22 protein-coding genes and 1 riboswitch are annotated in these 18,363 nt (G+C 46.2%); of the genes, 2 read left to right on the top strand and 20 right to left on the bottom strand.

Annotation, left to right across the window (positions count from 1 at the left end; genetic code table 11):
* Window positions 1–50 precede the first annotated feature (50 nt).
* The 10 genes from purR to AC0YN3_RS30150 all read right to left on the bottom strand — a co-directional run bounded on the left by purR (window position 51) and on the right by AC0YN3_RS30150 (window position 9,288).
* Entirely contained in the window at window positions 51–878 is an 828-nt protein-coding gene (purR, locus tag AC0YN3_RS30195; RefSeq protein WP_441946352.1) for a pur operon repressor, read from the bottom strand.
* Between the two features lie 82 nt (window positions 879–960).
* Window positions 961–1,815: a 4-(cytidine 5'-diphospho)-2-C-methyl-D-erythritol kinase gene (gene ispE, locus AC0YN3_RS30190; RefSeq protein ID WP_183571222.1), complete on the bottom strand. Its 855-nt coding sequence runs from the start codon at window positions 1,813–1,815 to the stop codon at window positions 961–963.
* Window positions 1,816–1,952: 137 nt separating this feature from the next.
* Window positions 1,953–2,138 carry a small, acid-soluble spore protein, alpha/beta type gene (locus AC0YN3_RS30185; protein WP_475778610.1) on the bottom strand — a complete coding sequence of 62 codons (186 nt, stop codon included), beginning with the start codon at window positions 2,136–2,138 and terminating at the stop codon, window positions 1,953–1,955.
* A gap of 191 nt (window positions 2,139–2,329) precedes the next feature.
* A complete protein-coding gene (gene veg, locus AC0YN3_RS30180) occupies window positions 2,330–2,605 on the bottom strand; it encodes a biofilm formation stimulator Veg (RefSeq protein ID WP_053373389.1) in 276 nt (91 codons plus the stop codon).
* A gap of 264 nt (window positions 2,606–2,869) precedes the next feature.
* Window positions 2,870–3,754, bottom strand: coding sequence for a sporulation peptidase YabG (gene yabG / locus AC0YN3_RS30175; RefSeq protein ID WP_475778609.1), 885 nt, complete (start codon window positions 3,752–3,754; stop codon window positions 2,870–2,872).
* A 56-nt stretch (window positions 3,755–3,810) separates the two neighbouring features.
* The gene (gene rsmA / locus AC0YN3_RS30170; protein WP_475778608.1) at window positions 3,811–4,755 is read right to left on the bottom strand and encodes a 16S rRNA (adenine(1518)-N(6)/adenine(1519)-N(6))-dimethyltransferase RsmA; all 945 of its coding nucleotides are present in this window, start codon (window positions 4,753–4,755) and stop codon (window positions 3,811–3,813) included.
* Window positions 4,752–5,309: a ribonuclease M5 gene (gene rnmV / locus AC0YN3_RS30165; protein WP_475778607.1), complete on the bottom strand. Its 558-nt coding sequence runs from the start codon at window positions 5,307–5,309 to the stop codon at window positions 4,752–4,754. The genes rsmA and rnmV overlap by 4 nt, the downstream gene beginning before the upstream one ends.
* Before the next feature lie 125 nt (window positions 5,310–5,434).
* The gene (locus AC0YN3_RS30160; protein ID WP_475778606.1) at window positions 5,435–6,583 is read right to left on the bottom strand and encodes a ubiquitin-like domain-containing protein; all 1,149 of its coding nucleotides are present in this window, start codon (window positions 6,581–6,583) and stop codon (window positions 5,435–5,437) included.
* A gap of 250 nt (window positions 6,584–6,833) precedes the next feature.
* Window positions 6,834–7,015: riboswitch (cyclic di-AMP (ydaO/yuaA leader) on the bottom strand.
* A gap of 184 nt (window positions 7,016–7,199) precedes the next feature.
* Window positions 7,200–7,967 (bottom strand): TatD family hydrolase, encoded by a 768-nt coding sequence (locus AC0YN3_RS30155; protein ID WP_475778657.1) that lies wholly within the window; start codon window positions 7,965–7,967, stop codon window positions 7,200–7,202.
* A 22-nt stretch (window positions 7,968–7,989) separates the two neighbouring features.
* Entirely contained in the window at window positions 7,990–9,288 is a 1,299-nt protein-coding gene (locus AC0YN3_RS30150) for an HD domain-containing protein (protein WP_475778605.1), read from the bottom strand.
* A 271-nt stretch (window positions 9,289–9,559) separates the two neighbouring features.
* On the opposite strand from AC0YN3_RS30150, the gene AC0YN3_RS30145 reads away from it, so the two are divergent.
* Window positions 9,560–9,814 (top strand): AbrB/MazE/SpoVT family DNA-binding domain-containing protein, encoded by a 255-nt coding sequence (locus AC0YN3_RS30145; protein ID WP_028609554.1) that lies wholly within the window; start codon window positions 9,560–9,562, stop codon window positions 9,812–9,814.
* A 130-nt stretch (window positions 9,815–9,944) separates the two neighbouring features.
* Here the strand turns inward: AC0YN3_RS30145 and rsmI are convergent, their stop codons facing one another.
* The 10 genes from rsmI to AC0YN3_RS30095 all read right to left on the bottom strand — a co-directional run bounded on the left by rsmI (window position 9,945) and on the right by AC0YN3_RS30095 (window position 17,408).
* On the bottom strand, window positions 9,945–10,826 hold the full coding sequence (gene rsmI / locus AC0YN3_RS30140) for a 16S rRNA (cytidine(1402)-2'-O)-methyltransferase (protein ID WP_475778604.1): 882 nt from the start codon (window positions 10,824–10,826) through the stop codon (window positions 9,945–9,947).
* Entirely contained in the window at window positions 10,823–11,491 is a 669-nt protein-coding gene (locus AC0YN3_RS30135) for a tRNA1(Val) (adenine(37)-N6)-methyltransferase (protein ID WP_475778656.1), read from the bottom strand. The genes rsmI and AC0YN3_RS30135 overlap by 4 nt, the downstream gene beginning before the upstream one ends.
* A 153-nt stretch (window positions 11,492–11,644) precedes the next feature.
* Window positions 11,645–12,046, bottom strand: a complete 402-nt coding sequence (locus tag AC0YN3_RS30130) for an initiation-control protein YabA (protein ID WP_475778603.1) — start codon at window positions 12,044–12,046, stop codon at window positions 11,645–11,647.
* Window positions 12,047–12,108: 62 nt separating this feature from the next.
* Window positions 12,109–12,912: a PSP1 domain-containing protein gene (locus AC0YN3_RS30125; protein ID WP_053373398.1), complete on the bottom strand. Its 804-nt coding sequence runs from the start codon at window positions 12,910–12,912 to the stop codon at window positions 12,109–12,111.
* A 3-nt stretch (window positions 12,913–12,915) separates the two neighbouring features.
* On the bottom strand, window positions 12,916–13,893 hold the full coding sequence (holB, locus tag AC0YN3_RS30120) for a DNA polymerase III subunit delta' (protein ID WP_475778602.1): 978 nt from the start codon (window positions 13,891–13,893) through the stop codon (window positions 12,916–12,918).
* A 33-nt stretch (window positions 13,894–13,926) separates the two neighbouring features.
* The gene (locus AC0YN3_RS30115) at window positions 13,927–14,370 is read right to left on the bottom strand and encodes a YaaR family protein (protein WP_475778601.1); all 444 of its coding nucleotides are present in this window, start codon (window positions 14,368–14,370) and stop codon (window positions 13,927–13,929) included.
* Window positions 14,371–14,386: 16 nt separating this feature from the next.
* Window positions 14,387–14,716 carry a cyclic-di-AMP receptor gene (locus AC0YN3_RS30110; RefSeq protein WP_137186827.1) on the bottom strand — a complete coding sequence of 110 codons (330 nt, stop codon included), beginning with the start codon at window positions 14,714–14,716 and terminating at the stop codon, window positions 14,387–14,389.
* A gap of 124 nt (window positions 14,717–14,840) precedes the next feature.
* A complete protein-coding gene (gene tmk, locus AC0YN3_RS30105) occupies window positions 14,841–15,497 on the bottom strand; it encodes a dTMP kinase (RefSeq protein ID WP_475778600.1) in 657 nt (218 codons plus the stop codon).
* 114 nt (window positions 15,498–15,611) lie between these two features.
* Window positions 15,612–17,114 (bottom strand): aminotransferase class I/II-fold pyridoxal phosphate-dependent enzyme, encoded by a 1,503-nt coding sequence (locus tag AC0YN3_RS30100; RefSeq protein WP_475778599.1) that lies wholly within the window; start codon window positions 17,112–17,114, stop codon window positions 15,612–15,614.
* Window positions 17,115–17,216: 102 nt separating this feature from the next.
* A complete protein-coding gene (locus AC0YN3_RS30095; protein ID WP_183571197.1) occupies window positions 17,217–17,408 on the bottom strand; it encodes a sigma factor G inhibitor Gin in 192 nt (63 codons plus the stop codon).
* 234 nt (window positions 17,409–17,642) lie between these two features.
* Between AC0YN3_RS30095 and AC0YN3_RS30090 the strand changes: the two genes are divergently transcribed.
* Window positions 17,643–18,173, top strand: a complete 531-nt coding sequence (locus tag AC0YN3_RS30090; RefSeq protein WP_475778598.1) for a transposase — start codon at window positions 17,643–17,645, stop codon at window positions 18,171–18,173.
* Window positions 18,174–18,363: the final 190 nt, after the last annotated feature.

The raw sequence follows: 18,363 nt of genomic DNA, 5'->3' as shown, positions 1-18,363 counted from the left end.
TCCCAGCCTTCCATAAGAGATAATATGAATGAGTATGCTGCTGCACATCGTTACGTTTGAAAATAATTGCCTGGAATGACCGTCGTCTGCTTGGTCTTCATATCAACAGCCGTCAGCTTGGCGAGCGAAATATAGTCCTCAAGCAGCCTTTCTTCCAGCTCTACCTCGCCAGACTCGACAAATACGCCGACGCCCGCAACGATAGCCTTGAACTCGAACAGCAGATCCATCATGCCTTGGATCGTCCCGCCCGCTTTCATGAAGTCATCAATAATAAGGACGCGTGACTGTTCCTTGAGCGCGCGTCTGGCCAGAGACATCGTCTGAATACGCTTGGTTGAACCCGACACGTAGTTGATGCTTACCGCTGAGCCTTCCGTTACCTTATTATCGCGACGCACAATGACGACCGGAATATTCAAGCAGGCAGCCGTTGCATAAGCAAGCGGAATGCCTTTCGTTTCTACGGTCATAATGACATCAATTTTCCGGTCTGCGAATGCGGTAGCAAACATCCTTCCGACATCGGCAAGCAGCTCCGGTTGGCCTAACATATCCGTTATATACAAATAGCCGCCGGGAAGAACCCTCTCAGGCTGCTCTAGCTGGCGGCATATGCTCGTCATAATCGTAAGAGCCGTCGCTTCTTGCATTTTTGGCGTATACTTCACTCCGCCCGCAGCTCCTGCATGGGTATGGAGCTCACCAATGCCTTCTTCCTCAAACACTTCTTTAATAATCGCCAGGTCCTCGCTTATAGAAGACTTTGCCGATTGATATCGATCAGCAAATGCTGTCAGTGAAATTAACGTGTGGGGACGACTTAACAGGTATTGAGTCATTTCTACCAACCGCGAGCTCCGTTTCAACTTCTTCAAACACATCTCCCCCCACTAAATCCGAATAATATAATGTCAATATAACATTTTTATACGGATTTAATCAAGAAGAACGTCAGTCCTATGTCAGCATTCTTACCACATATACTTCTTTGCAGAAACCGCGAAGCCCATTATAAATGCGCGGAAGCTTGGCTTCCTTCGAAACAAGCCCGAATACAGTCGGCCCGCTCCCCGACATAAGGACGCCGTCAGCTCCGAGACGAATCATGCTTTCCTTCAGCTGCATGACCTCCGGATAGAGGCCTAGCGTGACATTCTCCAGCACATTGCCGAGCCCTTCGCAAATATCGGTGAAGGAGCCCTGCTCAAGCGCACGGACCATATTGGGTATGGATGGATGCTCCTTCAGCTCATTGGCACGGAATCGTCCGTACACGTCTGCTGTCGATACGTTGATTGGCGGCTTTGCAAGCACGACCCAGCATTGCGGCGGATTCTCGATATGCTCGAGCTTCTCGCCTCGGCCGCGGGCTATAGCGGTTCCGCCTGTGACGCAGAAAGGAACGTCCGAGCCGAGCTCCGCTCCTAAACGGCATAGCTCGTCCTCTGGGATTTGCAGCTTCCATAGCCGATTGAGCCCGCGCAGCGCGGCGGCAGCATCGCTGCTGCCTCCAGCAAGACCTGCAGCGACCGGTATTTTTTTGTCCAAATGAATATAAACGCCTTGCTTCACGTCATAACGTTCTTTAATAAGCCTAGCCGCTTGAAAGGCCAGGTTCTTCTCGTCTAGCGGTATGTAGCCGACTTGGCTAGAGATAATGATCGTATCTCTAGGCAGCTCTTCCATTTCAAGTCGGTCAGCGAGGTCCACCATTGTCATAATCATTTCGACTTCATGGTACCCGTCATCACGCTTGCGGAGCACGTCGAGCAGTAAATTAATTTTGGCTGGCGCTTTTTCATAAATTTTCATCCGATGAGTTCACCCGTTCGTCCATAAGCTTTAAGCAACATTATATCAAACGAACGCAATAAAAGCTAAGAGATGACAATCCGTTTATATCCGGACGTCTTCCGCTTAGCTTTTTTATGCCGAAATACGCTATTGATCTAAGGCTGGTTGTTCTTGGCAGCAGCTTGCTCTGCAAGCTGTATCGCGCGTTTAACCATGTTTCCGGCATCCTTCGCACGAATGCCTCCCCAGCCTTCTTGCTGAACCGTATCGTAAAATCCCAAGTCCTTGGCCAGCTCATATTTCAATTGCTCCGACATGACGCCGCGTCTGCGTCGACCCATTCGCAAAACCTCCGCTTCTGAATTGTCACCTGATTCTCTGTGCCTTTGTCACAATTGCCTAGCTAGTATGCTTCCGTTCAAGGATAACGATACACAGAGGGCCAACCAGCTATATTGCGGGAGCTATGCTTATTTACAAAAAAAAAGCGCAGATGCTTTCTGCGCTAACATGCCTTAAGGCGATATATATTCTACTGTTGCAAATGGGCGATACGGACTTGACCTTCATCATTGCATACGGTCACTTCCACCGACTCAGTCAGTATATCCGCATAACTGTATGAGACACGCTTGAAGGCGTGTTGTTCTTCATCCAGCTTAACAATGAAAACAGAAGGGTAGGTTTCTTCCAACGTACCGGTTCGTTCGATGGTCTTTCGTCGGCCACCGTTCGCTCGAAGACGTATTTTGGAGCCAACATGAGCTTCCAAGCTGCGTTTAATATCCAATAGCGCATTTTTTGCCATTGTCCACTACCACCTCTTTCCTTGTTCATTATAACCAAAAAGAGGAGGCTTGTCAAACAAAGCAAAATATTATATCAGTAGGAATATTTACTTGTCAACGGTGATTTCACCCATTTTTTAAAAAATGATGCATAGGCATGCAAAAAATATACATATTAAGAAGTTGATTACACTTCAATATGTATATTTACGCTTATCCAGCGGCTATTTTGCACCCTACTTCGTAGGATAAGGGTCATCTTAACCAAAGCTACGACTGACTATTTATTGCTTTAATACCGAGCTGGATGCCGTTATTTTGGGCTTAGGCAGCCCTACACGGAAGCGTCCCATCGTCTCGATGCCGCCTACGCCGTCGATCCCGCTTATCGTACCATGAATAACATCAGACAAATTCACAGTGTCTTTAATGGATGTATAGCTGGCTTTAATCGCGATATAGACCGGATCCAGCGCATGAATCAATATGCGGCCAGGTGAGCTTGCAAAGTTAGAGCCTACCTGCAGCAATGCCTCAAAATGGGACTGGCAAGCTCCGGCAATTACGATCAAACCATCACGGTTCTTCTCATATTCGCGCGCGACACGAACGGCGTTCACGAAGTGCTGCGAGTTTTTGTAGCTGCTTAAGCTGTACAGATCCATTTGGCCACGATTTTTCAAAACACCGTCATGACCCGTAATGACGACAATATCAGGTTGTATTTGCGGCAGCAGTCGGTACAGCACATCAGCCATTTGCGATTCATGTACGTGAAGTCCATGCGAAGGGACATGCATCGTATTGTACAATTGCATGCTCTTCTTCAAATAGTTACCGTCGCCGTCGAGATGAAGCACCTTACCCGGCACTTCAAAAAATGGCTGGCTCTGCTGCATCGCATGCCGGATATGGTCTTCATTCTCCATAGCTTGACGCTCTCGCTCGGAATGCATCCGTTTTAAGGAATCATTGACTTTAATTCGCACTTCTTGAACCGCGCTTGTCGTTTCCGGATCTCGTATGACCGATAGGTCAGGAATCGGAGCATCCGCAAGCAATCGATAATCCGTGCCCTTCAGAACCGCGGTATGTGTACGAACAGCCTCTACCTTGAACAGCACGTCACCGCCATACGATTTGCGGACGACCAGGTCCCCTTGCTTCATGGGTAAATCACCTCTTCGTCTATCCTATGGGCAGACAGGGCGAATGGTGAGTATTTTTATGACGAAACGCTCTGGGTACCCCAGCCAGCTTCAATCATGCTGCGGCTAATGCGGGCAAATTCCTCAAGAGACAGCGTTTCTCCCCGTCTAATCGGGTCAATATCGTTTTTTAGGAGCATCTCTGTCAAAGCTTCCCGGCGCTCTTTGCCGACAAACGCGGTCAGATTATTAGCCAGCGTCTTTCGGCGCTGTGCGAAGCTCGCCTGCACGACGCGGAAGAAATGGTCCTCATCAGGGACATCGACAGCCGGCTTCTCTCTCAGGGAAAGCTTAATAACAGCGGAATCGACATTGGGCTGCGGTATAAATACCGTATGCGGCACCGTACAAACAACCTTAGGCACGCAGTAGTACTGTACGGCAACGCTCAGACTTCCGTATTCCTTGCCGCCTGGCTTTGCAGCCATACGCTCCGCTACTTCCTTCTGGATCATCACAACGATATGCTCAAGCGGCAGCTTCTCCTCAAGCAGCTTCATCAGAATCGGCGTAGTCACGTAATAAGGCAGGTTCGCTACGACGCTCACACCGGATACATCTGCAAAGTGCTCCGCAAATAACTGCTTCAAATCAAGCTTAAGCACGTCGCCATGGATAACAGTCGTATGGGTCTCTTCTGCAAGGACATCCTTCAGGATCGGAATAAGCCTATTATCGATCTCTACGGCCGTCACCTTGCCAGCTGCCTGTGCCAGCCTTTGTGTAAGCGCGCCAATACCCGGGCCAATCTCAAGCGCCCCTTTTGTTTCATCAAGCTCGGCAGCCGCGACAATGTTGTTTAGAATATTTTGATCGATCAAAAAGTTTTGACCTAGGCTTTTCTTGAATGAGAAACCATATTTGGCGATGATCTCTTTGGTCCGTTTCGGTGTAGCCACTTCAATCGCAGCTTGCTTCACTGCCGCTTTACTGCCCGCTTCATTCCGTTCTTGACTGCTCATCCAATCTCGCCCTCCAATTGTTCTTCCATTTTCCGATATGCGGCAATAAACTCTGCTTTCGTTATTTGAAAGCTTATACAGCGCTTATAAAACTGCTTGCCGTTCGCATAACCGATCCCTAGCAGCTTGCCTATAATCAATCGCCGATTAGACGCATCCGGATGCACGATCAAGCCCGCTTCCATTAAGTCCTCCAAGCTTACTTCCCCCGCTTCATCCATCGACTCTGTACGAAGCTCAGAGAGTGCAGTCCGGATCGCTTCCGGGCTCGCATTCTCTATTCCGATATCCCCCTTGTACAGGGCCTTCTCTTGCGGCAAGAAGGCATGCTTGCAGCCAGGCGCATGACGCGCAACGATTTTACGGATACGCTCGCCCGCATGGTCTGGGTCCGTAAAAATAATGATGCCGCGGCGCTCGTTCGCTAACGCGATTCTTCTGAGGACATCCTCGCCAATAGCCGAACCATTGGTTTCTATTGTATCCGCCTCCACCGCACGTTTGATAGCAACGGTATCAGACTTGCCTTCAACGACAATGATCTGTTTAATCATCAAGCCAATTCCTTTCTACATAAGCTCCATTTACTCCGAAACATGCAAAAAGAAGAGGCAGTGCCTCTCCTTATGATGGCATATTTAATTAATAATGGCGATAAGCTGATGGTAACGCTGCTTTTTTAGCTTGCAGTAGGCTTATTCGGCCCAAGGACATAAACGGTTATGCCTTTCTTTCTGCCGAACTTATTCGCGACCTTTGTACTATCAAAGTATACGTCAATTTTGTTTCCTTTAATCGCGCTGCCCTTATCCTCGGCACGACGGAAACCTATTCCTTCTATATATACCCACCAGCCGATTGGAATGACTTTGGGATCTACGGCAATCGTTCGTCCCTCTTGGACCTGCGTTCCCGAAGCTGTAATTCCGTATTGAGGATGGCCCTTTTCTTTGCCTGTCGAAGCTACGCCTGCTGAATAGGCAGTTAGCGTAACGTTTTTAAGAACGCTTTTGGCCTTGAAATTAACGCCGCCTTTGGTTAGCGATGCCATGCTCGGGCTTTTGCTGGAGAGAACCGTCACCTTAGGCTCTTCCTTCTTCGTGCCAATGGCTACGACCTGATCAACTGCAGCTGTCTGGACAACCTTGCTGACCATCTTCTTCGAAATAAGAACTCCGTCCTCATATTGCTTCTCGATGCTCTCAACGATGAGACCTTCCTTACCCGTCTGCACAAGCTTTTCCTTGCCTGCAGTCAGTGTCGGGTCTGACTTCTTCACGATCGAGAATGGCATGGAGCGCTCGGACTCTGCCACCTTCGTGTCGACGCGAACAACGGTTACCGTAAGCTCTTCATCCAGAACGGTATGTAGCGGAGGTTGAACTTTATCTTGATCACGAACTGGAATATGTAATTCCTCGATCGCTGCCTGCACTGTTCTCTCTGTCGTGTACACAGTAGAGGTCTTGCCATCAGCCTTCACAATTACCGGTATCGCATGAGTCACCTCAATACGATCTCCGTCCTTTATAGCCGCATTAAGCGGTATGGACACCTCATCATGTGGTCCAATTGCGATAGCTTGTTCATCCAGTAGGCGTTGCAGGACCCATTGCTTCGTTTCTACAATGGTTTCTTGTCCGTTCACTACTACGGAGACGCTTTTGACAGCCGTTCCGTACAACAACACCAAAAACATGAAAGTCATAGCGATTGAGATAGTAGCACTCAAAAGAATCAAACGCAAGTTTTCACGCTTCCATCGCAATGCGAAAGACATGCTGGATGATCGTTTCCCATGGGTGTCCTTAACCTGGAGTATTCCCACTTCATCGGTCCTCCTTCATAGCCCCGCCGCCAAGTGTTACGCATGATACAACTGACGCGACTATAGTATATTGGCGTGCAAGCACGCAATCCAGTACTGCTATATCGATCCAGGCACCCCCATCTTTTATCCCTATGTCGACAAATTCTCGATTATTCGAAAATAAAAAGAAGCCGTCGACAGAGGATCTGTTTCGTGGCTTCCCGAGTAATTGATTACACTGGGATACAGAAAATGGATGCACGAGGTTGATCACTCTCTATAACGCTTACGAGGTTAGCTGACGGATTCGGACAAGAGAGTCGCCCTATTCGCAAAACAATGCTCATGGCAATGGCTGCAAAATTCACCCCTGAAGAATTCAAAACACGGAACGCTTTCCCGCATCTGGTTCCCCCGCTCTCCAACTTGGAGATTAAGCGCAAACTGGAAATCCAATACAAAATTTTAAAGCTCTGAGATGAATCATACCCTCATACGAGGTGAATTGTAAAGATACGATAAAAGACGATTTAAGCGAAAAAGGTGGATAAAGACGGAAAAATTAAGCGATATTCGCTATAAAAATTAGTTTTTACGCGATAAAGGTCTCTCATTCTCTCCATTTCTCTCGTTTTTATACAATACCAAAACATTTTTTACCGTTTTCGGTCGTAATTAAGGCTATTTCTTCTACAGATTTGCCTAATAATTCAGCTGCCGTCTCCGCTACGCGCAGTACGTAAGCTGACTCATTTCGCTTCCCTCTGAAGGGGTGAGGAGACAAGTAAGGAGCATCGGTTTCAATCAAAATCCGGTCGAGCGGAACCTGTTTAAGCACCTCTTTTGGCGCCCTTGCATTTTGGAATGTAACCGGTCCTCCGAATGAAATATAGAAGTTCATATCCAGGCATTGCTTAGCCGTTTCCCAGCTCCCTGAGAAGCAGTGCATGACTCCACCGATCTCGGATGCATTCTCCTCCTGAAGTATGCGAATAACATCCTCGTGAGCATCTCTGTTATGAATGACAATCGGTTTTCCAACCTTGCGGGCTAGTCGGATCTGCTCCCTAAATACACGCTGCTGAACATCCTTGGGCGAGGTATCCCAGTGATAATCGAGCCCTATTTCGCCAATGGCAACGACCTTCTCATGGGAGCAAAGCCGTTCAATCCATTCCAGATCATCTGGCCGCATGTCAATGCTGTCTACGGGATGCCAGCCTACCGCTGCATAAATAAAATCGTATTTCTCGGCTAGAGCCATCGTCGTGGGGATCGTTTCACGGTTAAAGCCGATATTGACGAGCATGTGCACCCCAGCGTCCTTCGCGCGCTGAATCACTTCGTCACGATCCTCGTCAAATTTATCTGAATCCAAATGGGTGTGCGTGTCAAATAGCAATGTCATGTTCGTGTGAGCTCCTTTAATCAAGTTTAAATATTTTTTTTAATGAATCCGGGATGGATGGTATATTTTTTTTGAGCGGCTCTTCCGGATAATAGAGATGATACTGGCCTTGGTGCAGACCTGTTATCGAGCGAACGATGTCGGATTTGGCAGATATTTCGCTTATTTCATCCTGGCCATCAAGCAACAAAATCGGCGCTTTTTCTTTCTTTTCGCCTTCTTTCTTATCCGGCCTGTACACGTCATACGGCAAGTCGAATGGGTAATCAATTTCCATATGGTATTCGGGATTCATTCCTATAGAAGAGAAGCAATCGCTTATCTCATTTAATAGCGCTTCATCAGGGTTATCAATGGTTATGTACTTATATAATTGGCGGTTCATAAACCGACAGCAAAGATCGCTTAATAGGGGATCAGTCTCCTCCGACCATTGCGTGAATGCCGTTTGAACCAGTGCCTCGTCAAGCTTCAAATAATCCTGCACCGTCATTGTATTCTGAATTAGCCGCATAATCGGTGTCGGCATCCATTCAAAAACATAGCCACCCACATAAAGCTCCTGTGCTCTACGAAATATTTGACGTAATATAATTTCCGAGCTTCTTGTAACAGGATGGAAATAAATCTGCCAGTACATTTGGTAACGGGACATCAAATAATGCTCAACGGCATGCATGCCGCTTTCTTTAACTACAATTTTCCCTTTATAGGGACGTAATACACGCAAAATGCGCTCTAAATCGAAGGTTCCATAGTTAACGCCTGTAAAATAAGCATCTCTGAGCAGATAATCCATTCTGTCCGCATCCATTTGACTCGATATTAAACTAACGACAATGGGCTTGGGATACGTTTTTTGGATGACAGCCGCCACATGTTCTGGAAATTGTTCAGATACGGAACGCAGTACCCGGTTAATCTCCGTATCCTCCAGAATAATTTTGCAGGTCCACTGCTCGTGATCCGTGTCGAATACTTCTTCTAGCGAGTGGGAGAATGGGCCATGGCCAACGTCATGAAGTAAAGCTGCACATAATGAGACCAGTTTCTCCTCGGCTGGCCAATCCGGATAACCATTGCGCTCAAACTGCGATATGATTTTACGTGTAATTTCATAGACACCGAGCGAATGCGAGAATCGACTATGCTCAGCGCCATGAAAAGTTAAATAAGACGTTCCTAATTGCCGTATTCTGCGCAATCTTTGGAACTCCTTTGTATTGATTAGGTCCCAAATCGTTTGGTCCTGCACATAGATATAATTGTGAACCGGATCCTTAAAAACCTTCTCTTCTGTCAGCGGTTGCTTCATCGTCTCTCATCTCCTTTGTTCATATTTTCGACACATTAACCGAATATGATGTCGAATAGTGTCGTAATTTAGTTTCCAAATTGTCGAAGCTGTTGTATTCTATTACAGAGTAATATGACCTTTGTATCTAGTCAAATACTCACTACTACGGTACTTATAAGCAATATTCTTAGTTGACTATTATGGTAATCGTTGGTATTATAATATTCATAAAAGTAAAAACAATGTCGAACGATGGCGAATCGTATTTTGAGAGGGGCAATGATAGATTATGATGAAATCTACTGGTATTGTTCGTAAAGTTGATGAGCTGGGACGCGTCGTTATACCAATCGAACTTCGCCGTACACTCGGTATAGGTGAGAAAGATGCGCTTGAGATTTACGTAGACGGTGAGCGTATCATGCTTAAGAAATACGAACCTGCATGTATCTTCTGCGGCAACGCAGAAAACGTTTCCTATTTTAAAGGAAAAATAGTTTGTCATATTTGTTTGTCAGAGATGCCAACACCTGTGACAAAATAAAAAAAATAGGTTATACTGTACTTATCAACTTGTTAATTCTAACCTTTTTTATACTCCTTGATACCTTCCTGTGCTTGAACCCGGCCAGGAAGGTCTTTTTTTGTCCAAATTTCCTTTTTTTAACTCATTTTCATCTATTTACTTCATTATATACGTCACGCTTAGGTAATCCCCTGTCAATCGCAGCTCTTTTGATTGCTTCCTTGCGATCGTATTGCTCTTCGTAATGAGCAACATGCGCCTCTAGGTCTAGTTCAGACCACCAGTTCTCTGCGACGGGCTGCTCATTTGCGCCTATTCCTCCTGCTCCCTCTACAACTACGCAAAATTCCCCCTGGGGCAGATGCTCCTCGAACCAATCTATACATTCCGAGATACTTCCGCGTATGGCTTCCTCATGGCGTTTCGTTAGCTCTCTTACGCATGCGATCTGGCGGTCTCCAAGAACTTCGCGTAGAATGACAAGCGTTTTACTGATTCGATGCGGAGATTCGTAGAATAGAAGCGTCCCAACTTGACCTTGCAGCTCTTGCAGCCATTTGGTTAATGATTTTTTCTCTCGTGGAGGGAATCCTGCAAACAAGAAGCGCTCAGTCGGCAAACCCGATATAATTAGCGCAGACAAAGCAGCGTTAGCGCCGGGAATGGGAATGACCGGAATGTTATTCGCGATAGCTTCTTTCACTAGGTCTGCACCTGGATCTGATATCGCCGGTAAGCCCGCATCGCTAACGAGCGCAATCGATTGTCCTTCCAGCAGCAATCTGATCAGCTCAGGACCGCTAGCCCGCTTGTTATGCTCATGATAACTTACAATTCGCGTCGGAATTTCAAAATGGGTAAGCAGCTTGCGCGTTTGTCTCGTATCCTCTGCTGCAATGAGTTGCACCTCCTTAAGCGTTCGAATCGCACGGAAGGTCATATCTTCCAGATTTCCTATTGGCGTAGCGACGAGATAAAGGCTGCCTGTGCCGGACGCTGCTGCGTTAGCAAAGCTTTTTTGTATATTCAAACGATTTGCACCCCATTCTCATAAACCATAATAGGCGGGAGAAGCTTAATATCCGGTTTGCCATCACGCATCGCTTCTATGAGCACCATATTAGCCTCAGCATTTGCATGTGGATGGACAAATTGGATGCGCTTAGGCTCAAGTCTCCATTTGCGCATCGTTTCAACAATATCCAGCAACCTGGACGGACGATGCACCATCGACACCTTTCCGCCTGGACGTACAAGCCTCGAGCAAGCCTCTGCCACATCCTCAAGCGTGCAATGAATCTCATGTCTGGCTATTGCGTAATGCTCATTTTCATTCTGCTCGCCTGCTGTGACCGGCATATAAGGCGGATTAACGGTAATTGCATCATATACCCCATTTCCCGCCAGCTTAGGATACAATCTAAGATCCTGCTCAATTACTGTAATTTGCTCCGTTAACTGATTGAGCTCAACGCTTCTTCTAGCCATGTCGGCAAGTCTTGGTTGAATCTCAACCGCATCAATCTTTGCATTCGTTCTTGTCGTCAGCAGCATAGGAATAACGCCATTTCCCGTACATAAGTCAACGATACGGCCATGCTTCGGAATACTTGCAAATCGGGAAAGCAATACAGCGTCTAGCGAGAAGCTGAACACTTCCCTGCTTTGTATAATTTTCAAGCCTGATTCTGTCATGAGATCATCAAGCCGTTCATTTGCTGCTAAAATTATTTGTTCCGACACGTTGTAAGCCGCTCCTCGTCCTGGTTTGTTTTCATTATTGTAAAGCTATATGTGAATAAAAATACCGCCCTTTGCGGCAAGGACGGCATGTCGATATGGATTCCATTATTTATTTAGAAAGGAAAGACAGAATAAACAGTCTCCCTCCGTCCGCAAATGCCCGTAATATACGTTGCATATGTGGAATCCTTCGTGGTACAGCCGGGTCAAATTGTCATGTCCTTCTCCGATCGCGACGCTCGCTTCTGCGAATGCTTGATCAGGTGGAACAAGAATTTCTTGGTTTGCCCCAGGCTTCTTGCCTTTGGCTGGCGCTTTAACTACTTCGCGCTCCAGCTCTGCTTCTCTCTTAAACAACTGACGCAGCTGGTTGTTCTCCTCACTCAGACGCTTATTATCCTCGAGCAGCTCTTTTACCTTCTGCTTCAAATCGGTAAGCTCCTTATGGAACACGCCTACTTGGCTATCCAACTCGTCCATTTTCGCAAAAATCTTGTTCTTCTCCAAGTTCCCACCCCAGAGCTTCAAGCGTGAGTGTAACCTCACCCGTGAGAATCGCACTCTGCCGCTTATTTGATGACAACATCATCCATCGACAGTTCTTTCGGTTTACCTGGTGTATCAAATAATTGCACATACACGCTTTTGGTGGATGTGTTAATACCCGTTACTTTACCTTCACCATATGAGGTGACTACGAATTTACCAATTGCCGGAAGCTCCTCGCGGATGCTCTCGTAATTGTCATGCTCATATTTCAGGCAGCACATGAGGCGTCCGCATAATCCTGATATTTTCGTTGGATTAAGCGATAAATTCTGATCCTTGGCCATCTTAATGGATACGGGCTCGAAATCGCCCAGCCAAGAGGAGCAGCATAATACCCGTCCACATGGGCCAATCCCGCCTAGCATTTTCGCCTCATCACGAACTCCGATTTGTCTGAGCTCAATCCGGGTACGAAACACGCTTGCAAGATCCTTAACTAGCTCACGGAAGTCTACTCTGCCTTCTGCCGTAAAGTAAAATATAATTTTGTTGCGGTCAAACGTAAATTCGACATCAACCAGCTTCATTCGCAGCTGATGTCCTTTTATCTTTTCAAGACAAGTAGAAAACGCATTTTTGGCTGCAGCGCGATTTTCTTCAACAACTTTCGCATCCACATCGCTTGCAATACGTATCACTTTCTTAAGAGGAAGAACGACATCCGATTCACCGACTTGCTTCTGTCCCACCACCACTTTACCGTATTCGATTCCGCGTGCTGTTTCAACAATAACATGTTGCTCCTTATCCACGGGATGCTCAACCGGATCAAAGTAATAGATCTTGCCCGCTTTCTTGAAACGGACACCGATGACATTATACAAGAATTAGCCCTCCTGTAAGTTTACCAATAGTTGCTCAAATGCGAGCTGAGGCGTAACATTTGCGCGCATACGCTTACTCGCTTCTAACGTATGCTCGATGCAGGATACCCAACCTGCGAACGAACGATTGAATGCATGCTTGCTTAACCAATCCAACTGATCTATAAAAACGATGTTGTCCTGCCTTCCGGCCTGGAACTGTATCAAATCTTTAAACCATATAACTAATAACGACAGCAGCAGCTGTGTATGCTCCACTAAATCTGTTTTGAAAAGCTGCTGTCCAGCAGTGATCATCGCCGCGGTGAATCGGGTCAAACTCTCCTTGCCTAATTGTATCACTAGGGTTCTAATTTCTGCAAACTGATTCTGCTGGAGAAATTGTCTCGCTCCATCCAGACCCGACGTTAAATGGACTGCCGTTCGAGCCAGAATGGATGGTGCACCCTCAGCTATCAGAACCTGCAGCATGCTCTCAGGCGACATTGGAAGAAAAGGTACCCACTGCGTTCGTGATCGGATCGTTGGAAGAACAGCTTGTCCATTGTCCGTTATCAATATAGCAACTACCGGTGATAGGGGTTCCTCCAGAAACTTAAGCAGACTGTTTGCCGCCTGCATCGTCATCTTGTCAGCCTGCTCGATCATATATACCTTTCGCTTCGTTCCACTATTGCGATAGGAGAAATCACGTTGCAGTTCCCGTATTTGGTCGATTTTTATCGATTGGCCATCCGGTGCTATAATCGTTAAATCCGTTTGATTCCCATGTTCGAACTTTCTGCACTCCAGGCATTCTCCGCATGAGTCTGCGCCTCCTGCCGTACAGAACAATGCCTTTGCGAATTCACGAGCCATCGCCATACGTCCTGTGCCTGAAGGTCCGTTAAATAAATAAGCATGAGAAACCTTTCCGCTTTGCAGTGCATGCGAGAGAATTCGCTGTGCCTTCCATTGCCCTGGAATTTGTTCAAGGCTCATAGCCGTTCCTTACCTTTCCCTACGGCCAGCTAATCAAAACAACAAATTGATTAGCAGGCCCCTTATCTCGCCAATTTTGTTAAGCAAGTCGATTCTTCCTTGTTCGCTGTCGAGCAAGTCTTCGGCCATGGCTATCAGTGTGGCATCAATCTCATCCAAGAGCTTATATCGTTTGATACGCCCTCTGCGATCAAAGCCTTTGACCTCCTTCAACACGACACCGCGCCTGACCGTATCCTCCAAAAACTTTTTAATCATTTGACGGTATAGCTTTAATTCCCGCACTGTCATAATTCGGCTCAGCCGCTCGCCTTGCCTGTGAATATCCTGCAGCTTCAGCTGAAGCTGTTCTGCAGTGCGGTCAGCATCCTGTTGTATCATGACGTCCGCAAAATTTTTAGGCTGAACCTGCTTGCTTGACGCATCGTTATTTGTACGGTTTTGCCCTAACGGCCTGAAACCCTGATCAATTTTCATTTTTTGTCACGCCCATTCAGAAATGCTCGAATCGTTCAACTGGTATGACGAATACTGCCGCGCCCCCAACCTGAACTTCGACGGGGAAAGGGATATATGAATCGGTTGAACCGCCCATTGGCGATACAGGAGTAACCAGTTGGTCCCGCACCTTGCAATTCGCATTTATAACCTGCAATACTTCATGCACTCTTTCGTCCTCTATACCGATCATAAAAGTAGTATTGCCCGCTCTTAGGAATCCGCCGGTGCTTGCAAGCTTTGTCGCTCTGAATCCTTCGCGCACAAGCGCGTTTGACAGTCGATTGCTATCCTTATCTTGAATAACCGCGATTACTAATTTCATCTTCATTCCCCCTTGACTACTATTAGAATAGGTTATTGATGGTTCATGCTCATGCTCATCGACCGCAAGCCCCTTTGAGAGCGATCTCAAAGTGAAAGCTGCCTGCAATAAAAATGTCTACTCTTTAAAGTTTGACATCGGTTGCATAAAATCCTGCAAATCGACCGTCGATTGCCCCTAAAACGTCATTAAACACCATTTCCGGACGTTGTTCGGCATCAATTAACACCATTCGATCCGGATTTTGCTGCAACAGCAACAGATAGCCTTCTCTAACCTTCTCATGAAACGAATGTTTCTCAAGATCCAATCGGTTAATCTCGCGCTCGGAAGCATCGGCGATACGCTTAAGACCGACATCTGGAGAAATATCCATGTAGATAGTCAAATCGGGCATAAGCTCCTGAATCGCAAATTGATTAATCGACCATACTTCATCCATTCCTAGACCGCGAGCATGCCCCTGATAAGCCAGACTGCTATCTACGAACCGATCGCATATGACCATTTGTCCTTGCTCCAGCGCTGGTGCGACCTTCTCCACCAAATGCTGTCTACGGGCTGCTGCATATAACAGTGCCTCTGTTCTAGCATCCATTGCCGTATGACTGCGGTCCAGAATAACGGCTCGGATCTGCTCCGATATTGGAATTCCGCCAGGCTCTCGCGTTGTAATAACCGCTACTCCTCTTTGAAGCATTATATTCGAAAGCTGTTCAATCAGTGTCGATTTGCCGGCTCCTTCGCCGCCTTCTATGGTGATGAAAATACCTTTTCTCAAAGCTAAGGCTTCTCCTAACGTTTATGTTAACTATACTTTCTTCTATATTAACAAAGCAGTATGCCTTGCACAATGAAGAAATACTTCATTTTTCAAAAGCATCTGCCAATCCGTCTACTCGCGGTATATCGCGATTGTTTTCATTTGACTATCGCTTGCACCTTGGAACTTAGCACCTGCCGACGACAGCTCCTTAATGCGTGTTATCGCTGCAGCCATAATCTTTTCGCCGGGATAGAGCACGGCAATGCCTGGCGGATAAGGTACAACCAGCTCGGCCGAAATATGGTGCTCCGAATTGTCTAAATGTATGCGTTCCGTTGCTTCATTCTTAAACCTGGCTCTCGCAAACGAAACAGGCTCCGAAATCCGGTTCTCATCAGGCTTAATGAAGCTGCATTCATATCCTTGTTCCTTAATACCCTTTCCCTGCTTCGAGCTTCTCTCGTCCAGCTGTATAATTGCATTTTGAAGCTTCTTTATATCAAGCAATGAGGTCTGAATTCCAAAAACCAGAACAATATATCGAGGATCTGCCATCTCTATATAACAACCATGCGACTCCAGCATTATCTGCAGCTCAAAGCCCGTCTGCCTGCCTGTTTTATCGAAAAGCACGACTCTCAATGGATCCACGCTAAGTTCAGGCACGGTTCCTCTTTCTATTATCATTTCGCAAATATCTGTATCTTGGCCGATTAACCACGTACGGAAGGCTTCTGCCGCGTTCAAGCTTTGTTCGAACATAGCCGGGCCTAACGCATCAATCATTGCTCGGGAAATATCGATAGACGCAATAATCGGAAATGATGGACTTGAGCTTTGAATCATCGCTAACGACTGGCCTAACACGCTTCTCGCGATTCGGTCACCTTTAACATGTAGAAGTGCTCCCATAGTCAAAGTAGGCAGCGTCTTATGAGCCGACTGTACGACTGCATCTGCCCCCTCTAATATCGCAGACCGCGGAAAGTCGCTGTGCATGCCAAAATGCGCTCCATGTGCCTCATCAACTAATAACGGTATATGATATTGGTGGATAGCTTCTGCATAGGGAGCAAGACTAACCTTCATCCCATAATAATTAGGGTTAGATAAAAAGACTGCTTTCGCCTCCGGGTATTTAGCAAGCGCTGCTCTCACATCCTGAACAGAAGGTATGGTCGCTAATCCGGAATTCGATTCCAAATCAGGCGATAGAAACACAGCACGGGCTCCTGCTAAGCGCAAGCCGTTAAGAACCGACTTATGTACGTTGCGCTGTACGATCACTAAATCATTCGGTTCGCAGACCGTTAGCAGCAAAGCAATATTCCCTGAAGTACTGCCTCCTACCAAAAAATAAGATTCATCTGAGCCAAAAGTAAGGGCCGCTAACTGCTGAGCTTCTTTAATGGAAGCCTCCGGATGATGCAAGTCATCTGTTGACGAGAGCTCTGTCACGTCAATTTCCATCATTTTTTGAAAATATTCAATTACCCTCGCATTTGTTGAATCGGACCATCCTGGCTGGTTGAGCGCTTTTCCACCATGATGGCCTGGCACGTGGAACCCCGTACCTGCTGATTTGGCATACTGGAGTAAAGCTTCGAATACAGGTGCTATAAATGGCTTCATTATATAATGACAATCCCTTCAATATGCATGCATAACTCTGATTTACTCTATTGTACCTTAACCTTATACAAAAAAAGAGCAGCTTCTGTAATCAGAAACCGCTCATGCATTTTTTCCTAAAAATATTTGTTTCATCTGATGAATGAAAAATGGATACTTGGCATCCTTAACATCCGTTTTGACCATCTCCGTCTCACAGCTTTCGCAGATGAAACCCGTCACAATTCGGATACCTTGACCTTCTTCTTTCGTTTCGCTGCAAATATTGCATTGATATTCGCGATTATCGTCCATAACAATCCCCGCTTTCTGCTTGTTCCTATATAGCTACTATTATGACACATAGTCTATCTTTTTATACTTGTTTCATAGTGCATTTCAAATATTTATATATCGTATGCCCCATCTGGGCTAATGGTTACTGTTTCTAGAAAATTGTTTCGTCAAAGCTATGGATAGTTAGCCAGTAAATACCGATATAGTTAACGAGAGTCACTTGTCAGGTTGATAAAGAAAGGACGCCTAACTATGCATCAAAAATTATCCGAGCAAAAAAATGCTACCATTTATCAATACCAGCTTGTAAAACGAACGCTTATTCGTCCTGAGCTCATCCAAAGCCATATTCTCATAGCAGCGATATTTCTCGCTTTTCAAGTACTCATGTATCAAATGGACGGATTATTCTCCTGGTTATTCGGATTTGCGGTCGTACAAATCATACATATCGCAATTATCCTTGTTACCTTTATTGGAGTAGACGAAGCTGCCGACCGCAAATGGATTTGGAGAATTACGCCTCCGTGGATTGGGTTTAAGCCTGCCAACGATATTAAGCTTCTTTTATTTCGCCGGGTGCATCGCCATATGTTCTGGATTGGCTTATGTACTGTAGCCCTTCTATACCCTTGGATTAAGGAATCATTGATGATAAGCATCGTAAGCTGGCATTTATGGCTGCTCATTCCGCGGTTGCTTCTATCCTTCTCATTTCGTAAAGAACAGAATGACGGCGTGCTTCGGCTTGAATCCAGAGAAGCCTCCTATTACCGCCGCTAATGAAAAGGCCTTAGATGCTCGCTTAGAGCGTTCTAAGGCCTACTTGTTTTATCGCGTTTTTGGTGATAGTAGAAAAAACAAAAAACCTATCGCATCACATGCGATAGGTCTCTCGTGCTTGGCGACGTCCTACTCTCCCAAGACCCTGCGGTCTAAGTACCATTGGCGCTGGAGGGCTTAACGGTCGTGT

The organism is Paenibacillus sp. J22R232, from assembly GCF_056269165.1.
Note: the sequence above shows the minus strand (reverse complement) of the source record. Positions and strands in the feature narration are given on the sequence as shown.